The sequence below is a fragment of the Burkholderiales bacterium genome, assembly GCA_035543335.1.
Taxonomy (GTDB): domain Bacteria; phylum Pseudomonadota; class Gammaproteobacteria; order Burkholderiales; family JAHFRG01; genus JAHFRG01.
In genome coordinates this window covers 243,339-259,839 of sequence record DASZZH010000025.1, presented here as the reverse complement: position 1 = coordinate 259,839, position 16,501 = coordinate 243,339, and the positions used below count along the sequence as shown (strand labels likewise).

At 56.3% G+C, this 16,501-nt stretch carries 17 protein-coding genes; 14 read left to right on the top strand and 3 right to left on the bottom strand.

Going from position 1 to position 16,501, the window contains the following annotated elements; genetic code table 11:
• Positions 1-38: 38 nt before the first annotated feature.
• The gene (gene dnaN / locus VHE58_06410) at positions 39-1,139 is read right to left on the bottom strand and encodes a DNA polymerase III subunit beta (protein ID HVS26918.1); all 1,101 of its coding nucleotides are present in this window, start codon (positions 1,137-1,139) and stop codon (positions 39-41) included.
• 208 nt (positions 1,140-1,347) lie between these two features.
• Complete coding sequence (gene dnaA, locus VHE58_06405; GenBank protein ID HVS26917.1) at positions 1,348-2,670, bottom strand: chromosomal replication initiator protein DnaA; 1,323 nt, start codon at positions 2,668-2,670, stop codon at positions 1,348-1,350.
• A gap of 163 nt (positions 2,671-2,833) precedes the next feature.
• Here dnaA and rpmH point away from each other — a divergent pair, with 163 nt between their 5' ends.
• Genes rpmH through mnmE form a run of 5 tightly spaced genes read left to right on the top strand, consistent with a single transcriptional unit; the run spans position 2,834 to position 6,516 of the window.
• Positions 2,834-2,968 (top strand): 50S ribosomal protein L34, encoded by a 135-nt coding sequence (rpmH, locus tag VHE58_06400; protein ID HVS26916.1) that lies wholly within the window; start codon positions 2,834-2,836, stop codon positions 2,966-2,968.
• Positions 2,969-2,985: 17 nt separating this feature from the next.
• The gene (gene rnpA / locus VHE58_06395) at positions 2,986-3,339 is read left to right on the top strand and encodes a ribonuclease P protein component (protein ID HVS26915.1); all 354 of its coding nucleotides are present in this window, start codon (positions 2,986-2,988) and stop codon (positions 3,337-3,339) included.
• Positions 3,321-3,530, top strand: a complete 210-nt coding sequence (gene yidD / locus VHE58_06390) for a membrane protein insertion efficiency factor YidD (GenBank protein HVS26914.1) — start codon at positions 3,321-3,323, stop codon at positions 3,528-3,530. The genes rnpA and yidD overlap by 19 nt, the downstream gene beginning before the upstream one ends.
• Positions 3,531-3,545: 15 nt before the next feature.
• Positions 3,546-5,189, top strand: a complete 1,644-nt coding sequence (gene yidC / locus VHE58_06385; protein HVS26913.1) for a membrane protein insertase YidC — start codon at positions 3,546-3,548, stop codon at positions 5,187-5,189.
• Complete coding sequence (mnmE, locus tag VHE58_06380) at positions 5,176-6,516, top strand: tRNA uridine-5-carboxymethylaminomethyl(34) synthesis GTPase MnmE (GenBank protein HVS26912.1); 1,341 nt, start codon at positions 5,176-5,178, stop codon at positions 6,514-6,516. Before yidC ends, mnmE begins: the two co-directional genes overlap by 14 nt.
• 100 nt (positions 6,517-6,616) lie before the next feature.
• Here mnmE and VHE58_06375 read toward each other — a convergent pair whose 3' ends face one another.
• Positions 6,617-7,609 (bottom strand): aldo/keto reductase, encoded by a 993-nt coding sequence (locus VHE58_06375; GenBank protein ID HVS26911.1) that lies wholly within the window; start codon positions 7,607-7,609, stop codon positions 6,617-6,619.
• 263 nt (positions 7,610-7,872) lie between these two features.
• On the opposite strand from VHE58_06375, the gene VHE58_06370 reads away from it, so the two are divergent.
• The 9 genes from VHE58_06370 to atpB all read left to right on the top strand — a co-directional run bounded on the left by VHE58_06370 (position 7,873) and on the right by atpB (position 16,484).
• The gene (locus VHE58_06370) at positions 7,873-9,705 is read left to right on the top strand and encodes a phosphoenolpyruvate carboxykinase (GTP) (GenBank protein ID HVS26910.1); all 1,833 of its coding nucleotides are present in this window, start codon (positions 7,873-7,875) and stop codon (positions 9,703-9,705) included.
• 5 nt (positions 9,706-9,710) lie between these two features.
• Complete coding sequence (locus VHE58_06365) at positions 9,711-10,469, top strand: TSUP family transporter (GenBank protein ID HVS26909.1); 759 nt, start codon at positions 9,711-9,713, stop codon at positions 10,467-10,469.
• Between the two features lie 100 nt (positions 10,470-10,569).
• Positions 10,570-12,465: a tRNA uridine-5-carboxymethylaminomethyl(34) synthesis enzyme MnmG gene (mnmG, locus tag VHE58_06360; GenBank protein ID HVS26908.1), complete on the top strand. Its 1,896-nt coding sequence runs from the start codon at positions 10,570-10,572 to the stop codon at positions 12,463-12,465.
• Positions 12,462-13,085 (top strand): 16S rRNA (guanine(527)-N(7))-methyltransferase RsmG, encoded by a 624-nt coding sequence (gene rsmG / locus VHE58_06355; GenBank protein ID HVS26907.1) that lies wholly within the window; start codon positions 12,462-12,464, stop codon positions 13,083-13,085. The genes mnmG and rsmG overlap by 4 nt, the downstream gene beginning before the upstream one ends.
• Positions 13,086-13,868 carry a ParA family protein gene (locus VHE58_06350; protein HVS26906.1) on the top strand — a complete coding sequence of 261 codons (783 nt, stop codon included), beginning with the start codon at positions 13,086-13,088 and terminating at the stop codon, positions 13,866-13,868.
• Positions 13,869-13,901: 33 nt separating this feature from the next.
• Entirely contained in the window at positions 13,902-14,747 is an 846-nt protein-coding gene (locus VHE58_06345) for a ParB/RepB/Spo0J family partition protein (GenBank protein HVS26905.1), read from the top strand.
• A gap of 37 nt (positions 14,748-14,784) precedes the next feature.
• Positions 14,785-15,036, top strand: coding sequence for a hypothetical protein (locus VHE58_06340; protein HVS26904.1), 252 nt, complete (start codon positions 14,785-14,787; stop codon positions 15,034-15,036).
• 304 nt (positions 15,037-15,340) lie between these two features.
• Positions 15,341-15,688 (top strand): ATP synthase subunit I, encoded by a 348-nt coding sequence (locus VHE58_06335; GenBank protein ID HVS26903.1) that lies wholly within the window; start codon positions 15,341-15,343, stop codon positions 15,686-15,688.
• Between the two features lie 13 nt (positions 15,689-15,701).
• The gene (gene atpB, locus VHE58_06330; protein ID HVS26902.1) at positions 15,702-16,484 is read left to right on the top strand and encodes a F0F1 ATP synthase subunit A; all 783 of its coding nucleotides are present in this window, start codon (positions 15,702-15,704) and stop codon (positions 16,482-16,484) included.
• Positions 16,485-16,501 lie beyond the last annotated feature (17 nt).

Below are 16,501 nucleotides of genomic sequence, written 5' to 3'. Positions count from 1 at the left end.
GTCATTTAACCTTCTATGGTTTCACGTGAAACTTGTGCCTAGATACGCATCGGCATGACTACGTACTTGAAATCCTCATTGCCCGGGATAGTGATCAAGGCGCTGCTGTTCGCGTCGCCAAACGAGCAGCTTATTTCTTCGCAGTCCAGGTTGTTCAGAACATCTAGTAAGTAGCTGATATTAAACCCTATATCTAGCGCGTCGCCCTTATAATTGACCTCTAGCTCCTCTTGCGCTTCCTCCTGCTCGTTATTGGTGCAAATGATGCGTAGGCTTTTATCTGTCAGCACCCAGCGCACGCCACGAAATTTCTCATTTGCCAAGATCGCCATGCGCTGTAGCGCTTGCTGCAGGACCACTCTTGGAATCTGAAAGTGTTTTTGGTTGCCGGTCGGGATAACCCGTGTGTAGTCTGGAAATTTACCATCGACTACTTTAGTGACTAACTCAATGTTTGAAAAAGATATTCTTGCCTGGTTGGGAGCAAGTTCTATACTTACTTCGTCTTCTGTATCTGCAAGTAAGCGACCGGCTTCCGTTACCGCTTTCCTTGGTAAGATAACTTCCAGGCGTGTCTTCTGCTTTTGTTTTAGGCTCGCGTAGCCTAGCCTATGTCCGTCTGTAGCTACAACTTTTAGCTTCTCTTCTTCCACAACTACTAGCAAACCATTCAGGTAGTAGCGGATGTCTTGCTGTGCCATTGCGTACTGCACCAAGCACAAAAGCTGCTTGAGATCTTTCTGCCGCATTTTTTCTTGGTATTGCACGGCTCCTCGTGTCTGTATGGGAAAATCCTCTGCCGGCAAAGTTTGTAGGCTGAATCGGCTTTTCCCCGCTTTAATAAGCAAACGATTATCTTTTTGCTCTAGTTGTACCTTGACTTTCTCCGGCAGCGCCCGCAGGATTTCCTGTAGCTTCCTAGCAGATGTTGTTATGGCTGTGTCCGTACCCGCGCCATCGCTTTGTGCTTCAGTAGTAATCTGAATCTCCAAATCCGTTGTGGCGAAACGAAGTCTCTCTCCCTTACGCTCAATAAGAACATTAGAAAGTATCGGCAGGGTATGTCGCCGTTCCACTATACCGGATACTACGGATAGCGGTTTGAGCAATGCATCGCGGTCTGTTTCAATTAGAATCATCTTTATACCTTTAGTAATAAGATATTTATTAGGCAGCAGCTCTACCTGTGAGCTCTTTGTCTTTCCCCAAGAAACCATTGAGGAAACCGGGAAGCGAAAGCAGGGGAAAACCCCGGTTCGGTAATGTGGACACACTGTGGAAAATCGGGGAAAAGAAGAGACGAGGAAAGAAATCCACAGGTAATTCTGTCACTGTCCCAATCTAGCATTAGCTCCTCAGTACCTGTATAAGCGCATTGTAATCTCGCGTGAGGTCTGCGTCAGTTGACTTAAGTTCTGCGATTTTGCGGCAAGCATGGATGACCGTGGTATGGTCGCGGCCGCCAAAGGCATCACCGATAACCGGAAGGCTAAGCACGGTAAGCTCTTTGGAAAGCGCCATAGCAACCTGGCGGGGACGTGCGAGGGCGCGCGTGCGTTTTTTTGAATACATTTCCGTGACCTTGATTTTATAATAATCTGCCACAGTCTTCTGAATATTCTCGATAGAAACTTGCCGCAGCTGTACCGCTAGCAAGTCGCGCAGCGCCTCCTTGGCCAAGGCAGCCGAGAGCGGCAGGGCGGAGAAGCGGGAGTAAGCGAGAACCCGCTTCAGCGCACCCTCTAACTCACGCACGTTGGACTGGATATGCTTGGCGATGAAAAAAGCGACGTCCTCATCAAGCGAGATTCCCTCTACAGAGGCTTTTTTCAGCAAGATGGCCACCCGCATCTCCAGTTCAGGTGGGTATATCGAAACGGTGAGCCCCCAGCCAAAGCGGGAGATCAGCCGATCCTCCATGCCGGAAATTTCCTTGGGGTAGGTATCGCAGGAAATCACCACCTGCTTATGCGCCTCAATTAAGGCATTGAAGGCGTAAAAAAATTCTTCCTGAGTGCGGTTCTTATTGCTGAAGAACTGTATGTCATCGATGAGCAGCAGATCCAGCGAATGGTAGTAGCGCTTGAAATCGTCGAAAGCCTTATGCTGGTAAGCGCGCACCACATCTGAAACGTACTGCTCGGCGTGGATGTAACGGACTTTAGCTTGCGCGTTCTGTTCATGCACCAGATTGCCTATGGCCTGCAGCATGTGGGTCTTGCCCAAACCGACACCGCCGTAAATGAACAGCGGGTTATAAGCGGTACCCGGATGCTCCGCCACCTGAATCGCGGCCGCGCGCGCCAGTTCATTGGCCTTGCCGGTGACGAAATTGTCAAAGGAAAAAGAGGGATTGAGTCTTGTCTGGCTTTTACTTACAGATTTTATTGTGGCGGGTTTCGCTTTTTCGGTGTGGATCGGCTTGCCCGGGCTTTTTTCCGGCAATGCCAGCACCAGGTTCACCGGCTTGGAGAAATGCAGTTCCGCCATTTTCTGGATGCGCGCAAGAAACCGTTCTCGTATCCAATCCAACACAAAGCGGTTTGGTGCGACCAGGAGCAGCGCATCGGTTTCGGGGACAAACTTGAGCGGCTTGATCCAGGTATTAAACTGCTGCGCGGTCAGTTCTTTTTCGAAGTGGTTCAGGCAAGAAAGCCAAAAGCGTTCCATTTGTGATTCTGACCAGCGCGAAGAGTGAGGACGGAGTAGAGAAACCAATTTCGGACATTATAACGAAACTCTACCATGCAGAGAAAAAATTCATTTGGGGTTGACAGAAGTGGCGGGTAAAGGTTGAATAGACGGTTTTCCCGATTTGGATTGCGAGGCGAAAATGAAACGGACCTATCAACCGTCGAACACCCGGCGTAAGCGCACCCACGGTTTTCTAGTGCGCATGAGGACCAAGGGCGGCGCCGCAGTGATCCGCGCACGGCGTGCCAAAGGGCGGACACGCCTCGGCGTCTAACGTCAGGGTGGTGTTTTATTCACACGCTGCCCAAAACCGCGCGACTAACCACGCCCAGGCAATACGCTGCAGCATTCCAAGCCAGTGCCGTAGCAAGCGGTGAAGTATTCCGGGTGTGGTTCAGGCCGAACCTGCAACGGGGCGCACGGCTGGGGATGGTGGTCGGCAAGCGCGCCGCGCCGCGTGCGGTGGACCGGAATTTCGTGAAGCGCTTGATACGCGAAGAGTTTCGCAAAGAGCAGGGGCGTTTAAGCGGCCTGGATGTCGTGGTGAAATTGCAGGGAAAACCCGTCAAAGCCAGGGCGCGCGAGATGCGCGAAGAACTTCTGGCCTTGTTTTCCAAGAGCAGACTATGGCCCGCTTCGCGTTAGCGGCAATCACCCTATACCGGTATTTGTTGAGCCCCTTGCTGGGCCGCCACTGCCGCTTTGCGCCTTCCTGTTCCGAATATGCGGGCGAGGCCATCGCCAAGTACGGCGTGCTTAAAGGGGCGTGGCTGGGAATGAAGCGCATTCTGCGTTGTCATCCCTGGCACCCGGGCGGATACGATCCTGTGCCGTAGAATTTAAAAACAAGCATGGACACACAAAAACTGTTTCTGCTCATCGTATTTAGCTTATCGGTTTATTTGCTCGTCGACGCTTGGCAGCGCGAAAAGAATCCGGCACCGGTAGACGCCACGCAGCAGACCGGCAAAACGCAGCAGGCTGCGCCGACACCCGGGGAGAAGCTAATCGAGAAGAGCCAGGTCGTAGCCGCCCCCCAAGGCGGTAGCTTGCAGTCGGGCGATAAAATCTCGGTGAAGACGGATTATCTGCTTGCGGAAGTCGATACCCTGGGCGGCGACTTGCGGCGGCTGGAATTGCTCAAACACCGCGACACACTGGACAAGAGCATAAACTTTGTGCTGCTGCAAAGCGTGCCGGAACATGTCTACGTTGCGCAAAGCGGGTTGATCGGGCCGGACCTGCCGAACCACAAAACCCGTTTCTCCGCTGAAAACACCATTTACGAGCTTAAACCCGGCGCCGACCGCGTGATGGTGAGGCTTAGCGCTCCTGAAATCGCGGGAATCAAAGTCGCCAAAATCTACACCTTTCATAAAAGCAGTTACGTGATCGACGTGGCGTATGAAATCAGCAACGGCGGCACCCAGCCGATTCAGCCGTTTTCGTATTTTCAATTTTTGCGCGACGACAACTCGCCGGCCGGCGAAACTAAGCTGGTGCCGACCTACACCGGGCCGGCAATCTACACGGAACAGGAAAAATTCGAAAAAATCGAGTTCTCCAGCATCGTCAAAGGCAAGGCAAAGTACCCCAAGAATGCCGACAACGGCTGGATTGCCATACTGCAGCACTATTTCCTGGCTGCTTGGCTGCCCAAGGATAAAACCCCGCGCGAGTTTTATATGAAGAAGCTGGATGACAAGCTCTATTCGGTGGGCGTGATTTTGCCGGCGAGCAATATCGAGCCGGGCAAAACCGCGAGCATTTCCGTGCCGCTTTACGCCGGGCCGCAGGAGCAGGATGCGTTAAGCAAGCTTGCGCCCGGCCTGGGGCTCACTGTGGACTACGGCTGGCTTACCGTGATTGCTTTGCCGCTGTTCTGGGTGCTTTCCTGGCTGCACAAATGGGCGCAAAACTGGGGCGTAGCGATCATTATGCTTACCGTGATTATCAAGCTTCTGTTCTATCCGCTTTCGGCGACAAGCTACCGTTCCATGGCGAAAATGCGCATGCTGGCGCCCAAGTTGCAAAAGATCAAGGAGCAATACGGTGATGACCGACAGCGGCTGCACCAGGCGATGATGGAGCTTTACAAAAGTGAAAAAATCAACCCGCTCGGCGGTTGTCTGCCGATCGTGGTGCAAATCCCGGTGTTTATCGCGCTCTACTGGGTGCTGCTTGCCAGCGTGGAATTGCGCCACGCGCCATTTGCGCTGTGGATTCAAGACCTCTCCATACCCGATCCTTATTTTGTACTGCCGATCATCATGGGCATCACCATGGTTATTCAGACCTACATGAGCCCCACGCCGCCTGATCCGATCCAGGCCAAGGTGATGAAAATCATGCCGGTGGCGATGAGCGTGTTTTTCTTCTTCTTCCCGGCGGGGCTGGTTTTGTACTGGCTGGTAAACAACATCCTTTCCATTGCCCAGCAGTGGCAGATCAATCGCACCATCGAGCAGGCCCAGCCCGCTCATGGCAAGCGCTGACATCATAGCGGCCATCGCCACTGCGCTCGGGCGCGCCGGCATCGGTGTGGTGCGCGTCTCCGGCCCGAATCTAAAACCACTCGCGCAGGCCGTGCTCGGAAAAACGCCGGAGGCAAGACGGGCGACGCTTTGTAATTTTCACGGCGCAAACGCGTTAACCCTGGACCAGGGCATCGCACTGTATTATCCAGCCCCGCATTCCTACACCGGCGAAGATGTGCTGGAGCTGCAAGGCCACGGTGGCCCGGCAGTGTTGCAGCTCCTGTTGCGGCGCTGTCTTGCTTTGGGTGCGCGGCTGGCCGAGCCGGGGGAATTTACCCGGCGCGCGTTTCTCAACGACAAGTTGGACCTTGCGCAAGCGGAAAGCGTCGCCGATTTAATCGAGGCCACCACTGCGGAAGCAGCAAAGAGCGCGATGCGCTCGCTGCAAGGCGTGTTTTCCGCCGAAGTGAATACGCTCACTCAAGCGCTGATCGAATTGCGCACTCTGGTCGAAGCCACGCTGGATTTTCCCGAAGAGGACGTGGATTTCCTCGAGGAGTCGAACGCCGCGGGAAAATTACAGGCGATACGGCAGCAACTGGAAAAAGTGCTGCAGGCGGCACGCCAGGGCAGCATTCTGCGCGAAGGCATCACCGTGGTGCTCGCCGGCCGCACCAATGTCGGCAAATCCAGCCTGTTGAACCGCCTGGCGGGCGAAGAGGTGGCGATAGTCACCGCCGTTCCCGGCACTACGCGCGATGCGATACGCCAGGCCATCGAAATCGAAGGCGTGCCGCTGCGTGTGATTGACACCGCGGGTTTGCGCGATACGCGGGACGAGGTGGAGAAAATCGGAATCGCCCGCACCTGGGCGGCGATCGAAAAAGCCGATGCGGTGCTGTTGGTGATAGACAGCACGCAGGGTGAATCCGAACATGACCGGGAAATTTTTGCACGCCTGCCGCAGAGACTTTCGCGCATCTGCGTCTACAACAAAATTGATCTGGTGCCCGCCAAACCGAAAATTGAAAGCGTTGCGGGCGAAACCCGGGTTTATCTCTCGGCGAAAACCGGAGAAGGCGTCGATTTATTGCGTACCCAATTGCTGGAAGCGGTCGGCTGGAATCCCACCGGAGAGGGAGTGTTCATGGCGCGCGAGCGGCACTTAAGCGCGCTGAACGAAGCCAACCAGCGCCTTGCCGCCGCTTTTGAAAACCGCGCGCAAATCGAGTTTTTTGCCGAAGAGCTGAAGCTCGCGCAGAATGCTCTGTCCAGAATTACCGGCGAGTTTACTTCTGACGACTTGCTCGGAGAAATTTTTTCCCGGTTTTGCATAGGAAAATAAGCTCGCTTCAATTCGTGGGGCTGGGGAAGCAAATTCGCTTAGTGGCCAACCGGCTTGTTTCGGGGTGGGGCGAACTCGTGTTCCCACCATTCGCCTTCGGTCACCGGTTGATCCGCGCTGCCGCGACCGGCCCGTAGCGCGCGCCGGCCGCCGCGCCGGGACGGAACACAGCGTCGAGACGAGCCCGCTCCTCGGGCGAGAGTTCGATCGTGACGGCGGCAGCGTTCTCCTCCAGCCGGGTGCGGCGCTTGGTGCCCGGAATGGGTACGACGTCATCTCCACTTGACAGGACCCAGGCGAGGGCAATCTGAGCGGGTGTCGCGCTTTTCGCCTTGGCAATCTCCTGCAGACGCTCCACCAGTTCGAGGTTCTTCTTGAAGTTCTCGCCCTGAAAGCGCGGATGGGTGCGGCGCCAGTCATCCGCAGACAGGTCCTCGGGTCTGCGGATCTGCCCGGTGAGGAAACCGCGGCCCAGAGGCGAATAGGCGACGAAACCGATCCCGAGCTTGTGGACGGTCGGGAGGACCTCATCGTCTTCCGGCTCCCGGCTCCAGAGTGAGTATTCGCTCTGCAGCGCCGTTATCGGGTGTACCGCATGCGCGCGCCGGATGGTCTCAGGCCCTGCTTCGGAGAGCCCGAGATAGCGGACTTTTCCTTCCCGCACGAGCTCTGCCATCGTGCCCACCGTCTCCTCGATCGGCACCTTGGGGTCGAGGCGGTGCTGGTAGTAGAGATCGATGCAGTCCACGCCAAGGCGCTTCAACGAGCCTTCGCACGAGGCACGGACGCGCTCGGGACGGCTGTCCAGCGCCCAGTAGTTCGGATCGCCCGCCTTGCGCACAATGCCGAACTTGGTGGCGATGATGACTTTATTGCGTTTGCCCTTGATCGCGCGCCCCACCAGTTCCTCGTTGGCAAAAGGCCCGTAGATCTCCGCCGTGTCGAAGAAATTGATGCCAAGTTCAAGCGCGCGGTGGATCGTCGCGATCGACTCCGCCTCGTCGCGCTCGCCGTAGAACTCGCTCATCCCCATGCACCCGAGGCCAAGGGCCGAGACCATGAGGCCTTGGGTGCCAAGCTTGCGGCGTTGCATACGCAAATCTCCTTCCGTTCGTTATTTCCAGCGCATGAACACTTACGCGCGCCTTGCGGCTTTTGCATTGCTTTGGGCCGATTAGCGCGGCTGGCAAGGAGCGGTAGGTTTAATTATAATGGTTTAACTGTAAGGGATTCCTCGCGCTGCCTTGAGTTCCTGCGGGGCGGTCGTCATCCGTTTCCATTTTGAAGAGATTCCGGACTGCCGGGGGATGGGGATTCTTTGACATTCCAAATAACCTGAAGGGATGAGGTAAAAACATGAATCAGTTCAATGCCACGGCAGTTGAAACGGCCAATGCCCCGGCCTATGTGAAGAACAAGCGGCTTAAGGAATGGGTCGCTAAGATGGCGCAGCTGTGCAAGCCGGAGCGCATCTATTGGTGCGACGGCTCGCAAGAAGAATATAACCGGCTGTGCAATGAAATGGTGGCCGCGGGCACATTCATCAAACTCAACCCCAAGCTTCGCCCCGACAGCTACCTTGCCCTTTCCGACCCCAGCGACGTGGCGCGCGTGGAAGACCGCACTTTCATCTGCAGCGCGAAAAAGGACGACGCCGGGCCCAACAACAACTGGATTGCGCCGGACGAAATGCGCGCTACGCTGAATAAGCTTTTCGACGGCTGCATGCGCGGCCGCACCATGTACGTGGTTCCGTTTTCCATGGGCCCCCTGGGTTCGCGCATCGCGCATATCGGAGTGGAAATCAGCGATTCGCCATATGTGGCGGTCAACATGCGCATCATGACGCGCATGGGGCGCAAGGTGCTCGACGTGCTGGGCGCGGACGGAGAGTTCGTGCCGTGCATGCATTCGGTGGGCATGCCGCTTGGTTCCGGACAAAAAGACGCGCGCTGGCCGTGCAACATGGAGCACAAATACATCGTGCATTACCCGGAAACGCGCGAAATCTGGTCTTACGGCAGCGGCTACGGCGGCAACGCGCTGCTCGGCAAAAAATGTTTCGCGCTGCGCATCGCCTCCATCATGGGCCGGGACCAGGGCTGGCTGGCAGAGCACATGCTGATTCTCGGCGTGGAGCCGCCGCAAGGGCAAAAACTTTACGTGGCCGCAGCTTTCCCCAGCGCTTGCGGCAAGACCAATTTTGCCATGCTGATTCCGCCGGCGAATTTCAAGGGCTGGGAAGTGACCACCGTGGGTGATGACATCGCCTGGATCAAGCCACACAATGACGGGCGTTTTTACGCCATCAATCCTGAAGCGGGCTATTTCGGTGTCGCACCCGGTACTTCGGAGCACACTAACCCCAACGCCATGGCGATGCTCAAGCAAAACTGCATTTTCACCAATGTCGCGCTCACTCCCGAGGGCGATGTGTGGTGGGAAGGCATGACGAAAATCCCGCCGGCAAAGCTTACCGACTGGCAGGGCAAGGAATGGACACCAGATTGCGGCCGCCCCGCCGCGCACCCCAACTCGCGTTTTACCGTGTCTTCGACCCAATGCCCTTCGCTCGATCTGGCTTGGGATGATCCCAATGGCGTGCCGATCAGCGCTTTCATTTTCGGCGGGCGCAGAAGCACCGCGGTGCCGCTGGTGTATGAAGCGCGCACCTGGGATGAAGGTGTGTACCTCGCCGCCACCATGGGCTCGGAAACCACCGCAGCCGCGACCGCGCAGCAGGGTGTAGTCAGGCGCGATCCCTTTGCCATGCTGCCGTTCTGCGGTTACAACATGGCGGATTACTTCAATCACTGGCTGAAAATGGGCCGCGCTATCGCCCACCCGCCAAAAATTTTCGGCGTCAACTGGTTCCGCAAAGGGCCGGACGGCAAATTCATCTGGCCCGGTTTCGCCGAGAACATGCGCGTGCTGAAGTGGATTGTTGAGCGCTGCCTGGGGCGGGCCCATGCCGCGGAAAACCCGCTGGGCTGGGTGCCGGGTTACAAAGACCTGGAATGGAAAGGCCTGGAAGAGATTTCTGCAGACAAGTTCCACACCCTCATGTCGCTCGATGGAGAAGCGTGGAAGCAGGAACTCGCTTCACACAGCGAGTTCTTCGATAAGCTCAAAGAGCGCCTGCCTAGGGAATTGGCGGCGCGGCGCGAGCGTTTACAATCGTCATTTTAAAGTAGTTGGATCTCGTTTTTCTTTGCGCCGCAGCCCTTGTCGCCGGCCTGCTTGATGCTGTAGTCGGAGGCGGCGGGCTGGTGCAAATTCCGGCGCTCTTCAGCGCGATGCCGAACGCAGCGCCCGCTGCGGTGTTCGGTACCAACAAGCTCTCCTCAATTTTTGGCACCGGTAGTGCTGCGCTGCGCTATTCCCATACGGTGCACATACGCTGGAACGCTGTCCTTCCTGCCGCAATCACCGCCTTTATATTTTCTTACCTTGGCGCGCTGACGGTGAGCTTAATTCCTGCTGACCTCATGCGTGTGCTGGTGGTGCCGCTGCTTATCGTGGTTGCGGTTTATACCTTCTTCAAAAAGGACATGGGTTCGGCCCACGCGCCGTTGCACGAAGGCGCCAGAGAGAAGTTTCTCGCCATCGCTTTGGGCGCGGGCATCGGTTTTTACGATGGCTTCTTCGGCCCGGGCACCGGCAGTTTTCTGGTGTTTTTGTTTGTGCGCTTTTTCGGGTTTGATTTTCTACGGGCTTCAGCAGCGGCCAAAGTGGTGAATGTGGCCACTAACTTCGCTGCGCTGCTCTACTTCATTCCCAGCGGCAACTTGATCTGGCAGCTTGGACTGTTAATGGCTGCTTTCAATATGGCGGGTTCGTTGCTGGGGACGCGGCTTGCCATTCGCCATGGCAGTGGTTTTGTGCGACAGATATTTCTGCTGGTGGTAAGCGCGCTGATACTGAAATTCGGTTACGACACTTTCCTGAATTAACACGCAGCTCGCCTGAAAAACCCTCCCTGAAAAGAATTTGGGCTTGGCTGCCAAGTTGGGCCGGCGTATCATTACGCCTCTTTAGAGACTGCTTATTCGCATGCAATTTCCAATGCAATTTGACGTGATCGTGGTAGGCGGCGGCCACGCCGGCACCGAAGCCGCGCTGGCCAGCGCGCGCATGGGTCAAAAAACCCTTTTGCTTACCCATAACATCGAAACACTGGGACAGATGTCGTGCAATCCTTCGATTGGCGGCATCGGCAAGGGACATCTGGTTAAGGAAATCGATGCGTTGGGCGGCGCGATGGCGCTTGCGACTGACGAGGCGGGGATCCAGTTCAGAATTCTCAACTCCAGCAAAGGACCGGCGGTGCGTGCCACCCGCGCCCAGGCCGACCGCGTGTTTTACAGGCAGGCCATACGCCGCCGTTTGGAAAACCAGCCTGATCTCTGGCTGTTCCAACAAGCGGTTGATGATTTGACTCTGGAAGGCGATCGCGTCACCGGCGTTGTCACCCAGCTTGGGCTGCGCTTTTCCGGCCGCGCCGTGGTGCTCACTACCGGCACATTCTTGTCCGGATTGATTCATGTGGGCTTATCGAATTACCAGGCGGGACGTGCGGGCGATCCGCCTGCTCTCAGCCTGGCGGCGCGTCTGCGCGAATTGAAGCTGCCGGTGGGCCGGCTCAAAACCGGCACGCCGCCGCGCCTGGACGGGCGCACGATTGATTACTCGATGATGGAAATTCAGGCGGGCGATAACCCGGTGCCGGTATTTTCGTTTCTCGGCAGGCCGGAAATGCACCCGCGGCAATTGCCGTGCTGGATCACCCACACCAATTCACGCACCCACGAAATCATCCGCGGCGGGCTCGACCGCTCGCCGATGTTTACCGGCGTCATCGAAGGCATCGGCCCGCGCTATTGCCCTTCGATTGAGGACAAGATTCACCGCTTTGCGAGCAAACAATCGCACCAGATTTTCCTCGAGCCGGAAGGCTTGAACACCAACGAGGTTTATCCGAACGGAATTTCGACGAGCCTCCCGTTCGATGTGCAGCTGGCGCTGGTGCGCTCGATCAAGGGACTGGAAAACGCCCATATCCTGCGCCCGGGTTACGCCATCGAATACGATTATTTCGATCCGCGCGGGCTGAAAAGCTCGCTGGAAACCAAGGCGATCAAAAATTTGTTCTTCGCCGGACAAATCAACGGCACCACTGGCTACGAGGAAGCGGCGGCGCAGGGCCTGCTCGCCGGAATCAACGCGGGACTTTTGGTGCAAGGCAAGGAACCCTGGTGTCCGCGCCGCGACGAGGCCTATCTCGGCGTGCTGGTGGATGACTTGATTACACGCGGCCTTTCCGAGCCCTACCGCATGTTTACCAGCCGCGCCGAATACCGCCTGCAGCTGCGCGAGGACAATGCCGACCTGCGGCTTACCGAAATCGGACGGCGTCTCGGCGTAGTGGATAATGCGCGCTGGGAGCAATTCGAGAATAAACGCGAAGCGGTTGCTCGCGAGCATGAGCGGCTGAAAAGCACCTGGGTTAATCCGAAACTTTTGCCGCAAAGCGAAGCGGAGCGCGTGCTGGGCGCAGCGATAGAGCGCGAATATACGCTCGAAGAATTGCTGCGCCGGCCCAATGTGACCTATGACTCGCTCGTAACGTTGCCTGGGGCGGGGCCGGCCGTGCAGGACGAAAAAGTCGCGGAGCAGGTGGAAATCCAGACCAAATACCGCGGCTATATCGAGCGCCAGCGCGACGAAGTCGCGCGCCGCCAAAATTACGAGAACACGCGCCTGTCGCAAGACCTGGATTACCGCTCCGTGCGCGGCCTTTCGATCGAAGCGCAGCAAAAGCTCAACCAGCACAAGCCGGAAACTTTGGGCCAGGCGGCGCGAATTTCCGGAGTGACGCCCGCGGCAATCTCGCTGTTGCTCGTGTATTTGAAGCGCGGTTGTAACGCCAAGCATAAAAAAACTGCATGAGCCTGGCGGACGAGCTCAAACAAGGCGTTACCGCCTTGGGGCTTAAGCTGTCGTCAGAAGCACAGCAGCGGTTGTTGAATTACCTCGCGCTGATCAACAAATGGAACAGGGTGTACAACCTCACCGCGGTGCGCGAGCCGCAGAAAATGGTGAGCCACCACTTACTCGATAGTCTTGCCGTGGTACCGCATATTGAAGCGCAAAACATCGTGGATGTGGGGAGCGGTGCGGGATTGCCGGGGATTCCCCTGGCGATTGCGCGCGAGGAATGGCAGGTAACGCTGCTTGACGGCAACCACAAGAAAGCCGCATTTCTCAGGCAGGCGGCGATTGAATTGAAGCTTGCCAATGTCGCGGTGCGCTGCGAGCGCGCGGAAGACTTTCAGCCGCAGGAAAAATTCGATTGCGTGATTTCGCGCGCGCTTTCCGATCTTCCAGAGTATGTAGAGCTTGCCGGACATTTGTGCAAGATCACCGGAACCGTGGTCGCGATGAAAGGCGTTTATCCTTACAAAGAGCTCGCCCGGTTGCCGCGGAAATTCAAAATGCAGCAAGTGATACCGCTCAAAGTGCCGGGGCTTAAGGCCGAGCGGCATTTGGTCATCGTGAAGGCGGCTTGAATGCCGAAAATTCTTGCAGTCACCAATCAGAAAGGCGGAGTGGGGAAAACCACCACCAGTGTGAATCTTGCGGCGAGCCTGGTTACGGAAAACTGCCGGGTGCTGCTGATCGACATCGATCCCCAGGGCAACGCCACCATGGGCAGCGGCATCGACAAGCACAGCCTGCAGCGCACGGTTTATCAAGTGCTCCTCGGAAGCGCGACCCTGGGCGAGGTCAAGATTGCATCACCAAGCGGTGGGTTTGATTTGATTCCCGCCAATCGCGAGCTGGCCGGCGCGGAAGTGGAATTGGTGGAAGTGCCCGATAGGGAAAACCGCTTAAAAGCAGCGCTTGAGGAAATTCAAAGCAACTACGATTTCATCCTTATAGATTGTCCGCCGGCGCTCAACCTGCTTACGGTGAACGGCTTGTGCGCCGCGCACGCGGTGATGATACCGATGCAGTGCGAATACTACGCGCTGGAGGGTTTGAGTGATCTGGTCTCGACGGTTAAAAAAATACGCGCCAACCTCAACCCCGCGCTGCAAATCGAGGGTTTGCTGCGCACCATGTTCGATCCGCGCAATCTTCTGGCGCAACAGGTTTCCGACGAATTAAAGCAGCACTTCGGAGACAAGGTTTACGATACCATTATTCCGCGCAACATCCGTCTGGCTGAGGCGCCGAGCCACGGCATGCCCGCAATCCGTTACGATAGAACCTCTAAGGGCGCGCAGGCTTATCTGGCGCTGGCGGGAGAACTATTAAGCCGCAACGGCCAGCTGCCGACCGCGGCGTGACCGGGAAGAAAGAATCGTGACAGGGAAGAAGGAATGAAGATTAAAGGTTTGGGGCGGGGTTTGGATGCGCTCCTCGCGGGAAACGACGAGGCGCCGCACCAAGGCGAGCAGCTCGCCACGCTCCCGATAGACCAGATTCAGCCCGGCAGATACCAGCCGCGCACGCGCATGGACGCAGAATCGCTGGCGGAACTGGCCGAATCCATCAAGTCCCAGGGCGTGATGCAGCCCATTTTGGTGCGGCCGCTCCCGAAGGGGCGTTATGAAATGATCGCCGGCGAGCGCCGCTGGCGCGCCGCGCAGATGGCGGGTTTGAGCCAAGTTCCCGCGCTGGTAAGACAGGTGCCTGATGAGGCGGCGCTGGCGATGTCGCTGATTGAAAACATTCAGCGCGAAGACTTGAATCCTCTGGAAGAAGCCGGCGGCATCCAGCGGCTGATTAGCGAATTCAAGATGACCCATCAAAGCGCCGCCGAAGCGATTGGCCGCTCAAGAAGCGGCGTCACCAATTTGCTCAGACTCATCAATCTCGCCGCCCCCGTGCAGGAATTGCTGTTGGAAGGCAGGATTGACATGGGTCACGCGCGGGCGCTCCTGGGTTTGAGCGCGGCGAAGCAAATTGAACTGGCCAATCTGGTCGCGCACAAAGGGCTGTCGGTGCGGCAAATCGAGCGACTCGTCAGGCAGCGGGAAAAATCCACTCACCAGAAAACCGAAAAACCCGACCGCGACCTTATCAGGCTGCAAGAAGAGTTGTCGGAGAAATTAGGCGCCACGGTAAACATCAAACCGGGTAAGCGCGGCACGGGAAGACTCATCGTCCATTACGCCAGCCTCGACGAGCTGGACAACCTCATTAGCAAATTGTGCAAGCATTGATATTTGCGCGTGATGCGCCAATAACAGGAAGCGCGCCGTGAAAGCCTTTAAGTTTTTTTCCGCAATTGTTGGCGCCATCCTGATCTTCGGTTGTGGCCAAGGGGAGCAAAAAGATACGGCCGCAAAAACAGAAAATCCTTCCCGGCAAAAGGTTAAAGATTCGGAAAAACTTCCCGGGCAGCGCCTGCAGCAAGCTGGGCAGGCCATGAACAAAGCCGCCGATGTGGAAAAGGAACTCGCGAAAAAAGCGGAAGAAACCGAGCGCAAAATCGAGCAGGAAAGCGAATAGCCAGTTGTGGCCCGCTTCCGCTGGCTTCGAATATCAAGCGGCCACCTCAGGCTGAGCTGGGTAGGGGGTCAATTTGATGGAACCGGGTATTTCAGACCATGTCCGGAGTTTGGATGAAATCGCGGCTTTGGCGGTGTAAAAGCGCACTAAACCAAGTGGGCTCGTTGCTTGACCGCTGAATGCCGCGGCAGTTAAACTTGTAAATTTGCGCGATGCAGCAGCTGTCTGCATAATCCTTCGAGTCGGCCGTAAAAATCAAATGAGTCATGCTGCGGGAATTCTGAATCAGGGTATCCGTAGAGTATTGCTCAGCCAAATCGCACTGACTTTGTTGACTGCGGCGGCGGCGTTTGCGCTGCAGGGGAGCGCTGCGGCGCTGGCGGCGCTTTATGGCGGAGGGGTTGCTTTAATCGGCACTTGGCTGCTGGGGCGGCGCGTTTCGCGCACTCCCGAAACCGCGCAGCAAGGCGATGCGGGCAGTCAATTGGCGCTGTACGCCGGGGTGTTTCCCAGGTTCTTCGTGACGTTGGTACTGCTGGCAGTCGGAATAGGCGGGCTCAAACTTGCGCCCATTCCCTTGATTATTGCGTTTGGTCTTGCCCAACTGGGTTTTGTGGTAAATCTAGGAAGCGCCCGGCAGCCGCCGGGATGAAACAGATAAAAAAATGAGCGAAACAGGCAAGCCTAATCCGGTTGAATATATTCAGCATCATTTAACCAATCTGCAAGTGGGCGAAGGCTTTTGGACTTTCAACCTGGATACGTTGATTTTTGGCTGGCTGCTCGCCGGTTTTCTTGTCTTTCTGAGTTGGCGCGTGGGGCGCAGCCTGAGCCTCGATAATCCGCGGGGAGCGCAGAACGTACTGGAAGCGATTCTGGAATTCGTGGATAGTCAAGTAAAATCCACTTTTCCCGGACCTAATCCCTTGGTTGGCCCGCTCGCCCTTACCGTGTTCCTATGGGTATTTCTGATGAACGTCATGGACTTGATTCCGGTGGACCTGTTGCCCAAGGCCGCTGAATACGTGGGGATTCATCATCTGAAGGTGGTGCCGACTACTGATCCCTACACCACTCTGGGGATGTCGCTCTCTGTGTTTGCGCTCATGCTGTATTACAACATCAAGATCAAAGGTGCTTGGGGTTATTTCAAGGGTTTTCTGTTTCATCCTTTCGGAAAATGGCTGATGCCGGTCAATTTCATGATGACCGCCAGCGAAGAACTGGCCAAGCCCCTGAGTCTGGGCCTGCGTTTGTTCGGCAACATGTTTGCGGGTGAACTCGTGTTTTTATTGATCGCGTTATTGCCCTGGTGGATTCTCTGGGTCCCCGGCAGTTTGTGGGCAATTTTCCATATACTGATCATCACCCTCCAGGCTTTCATTTTCATGATTTTGACCATCATGTATTTAGCGTTGGCGCACCAAAGCTTGGACGACGCGCATTGAGTAGAGAAGATTTCAAT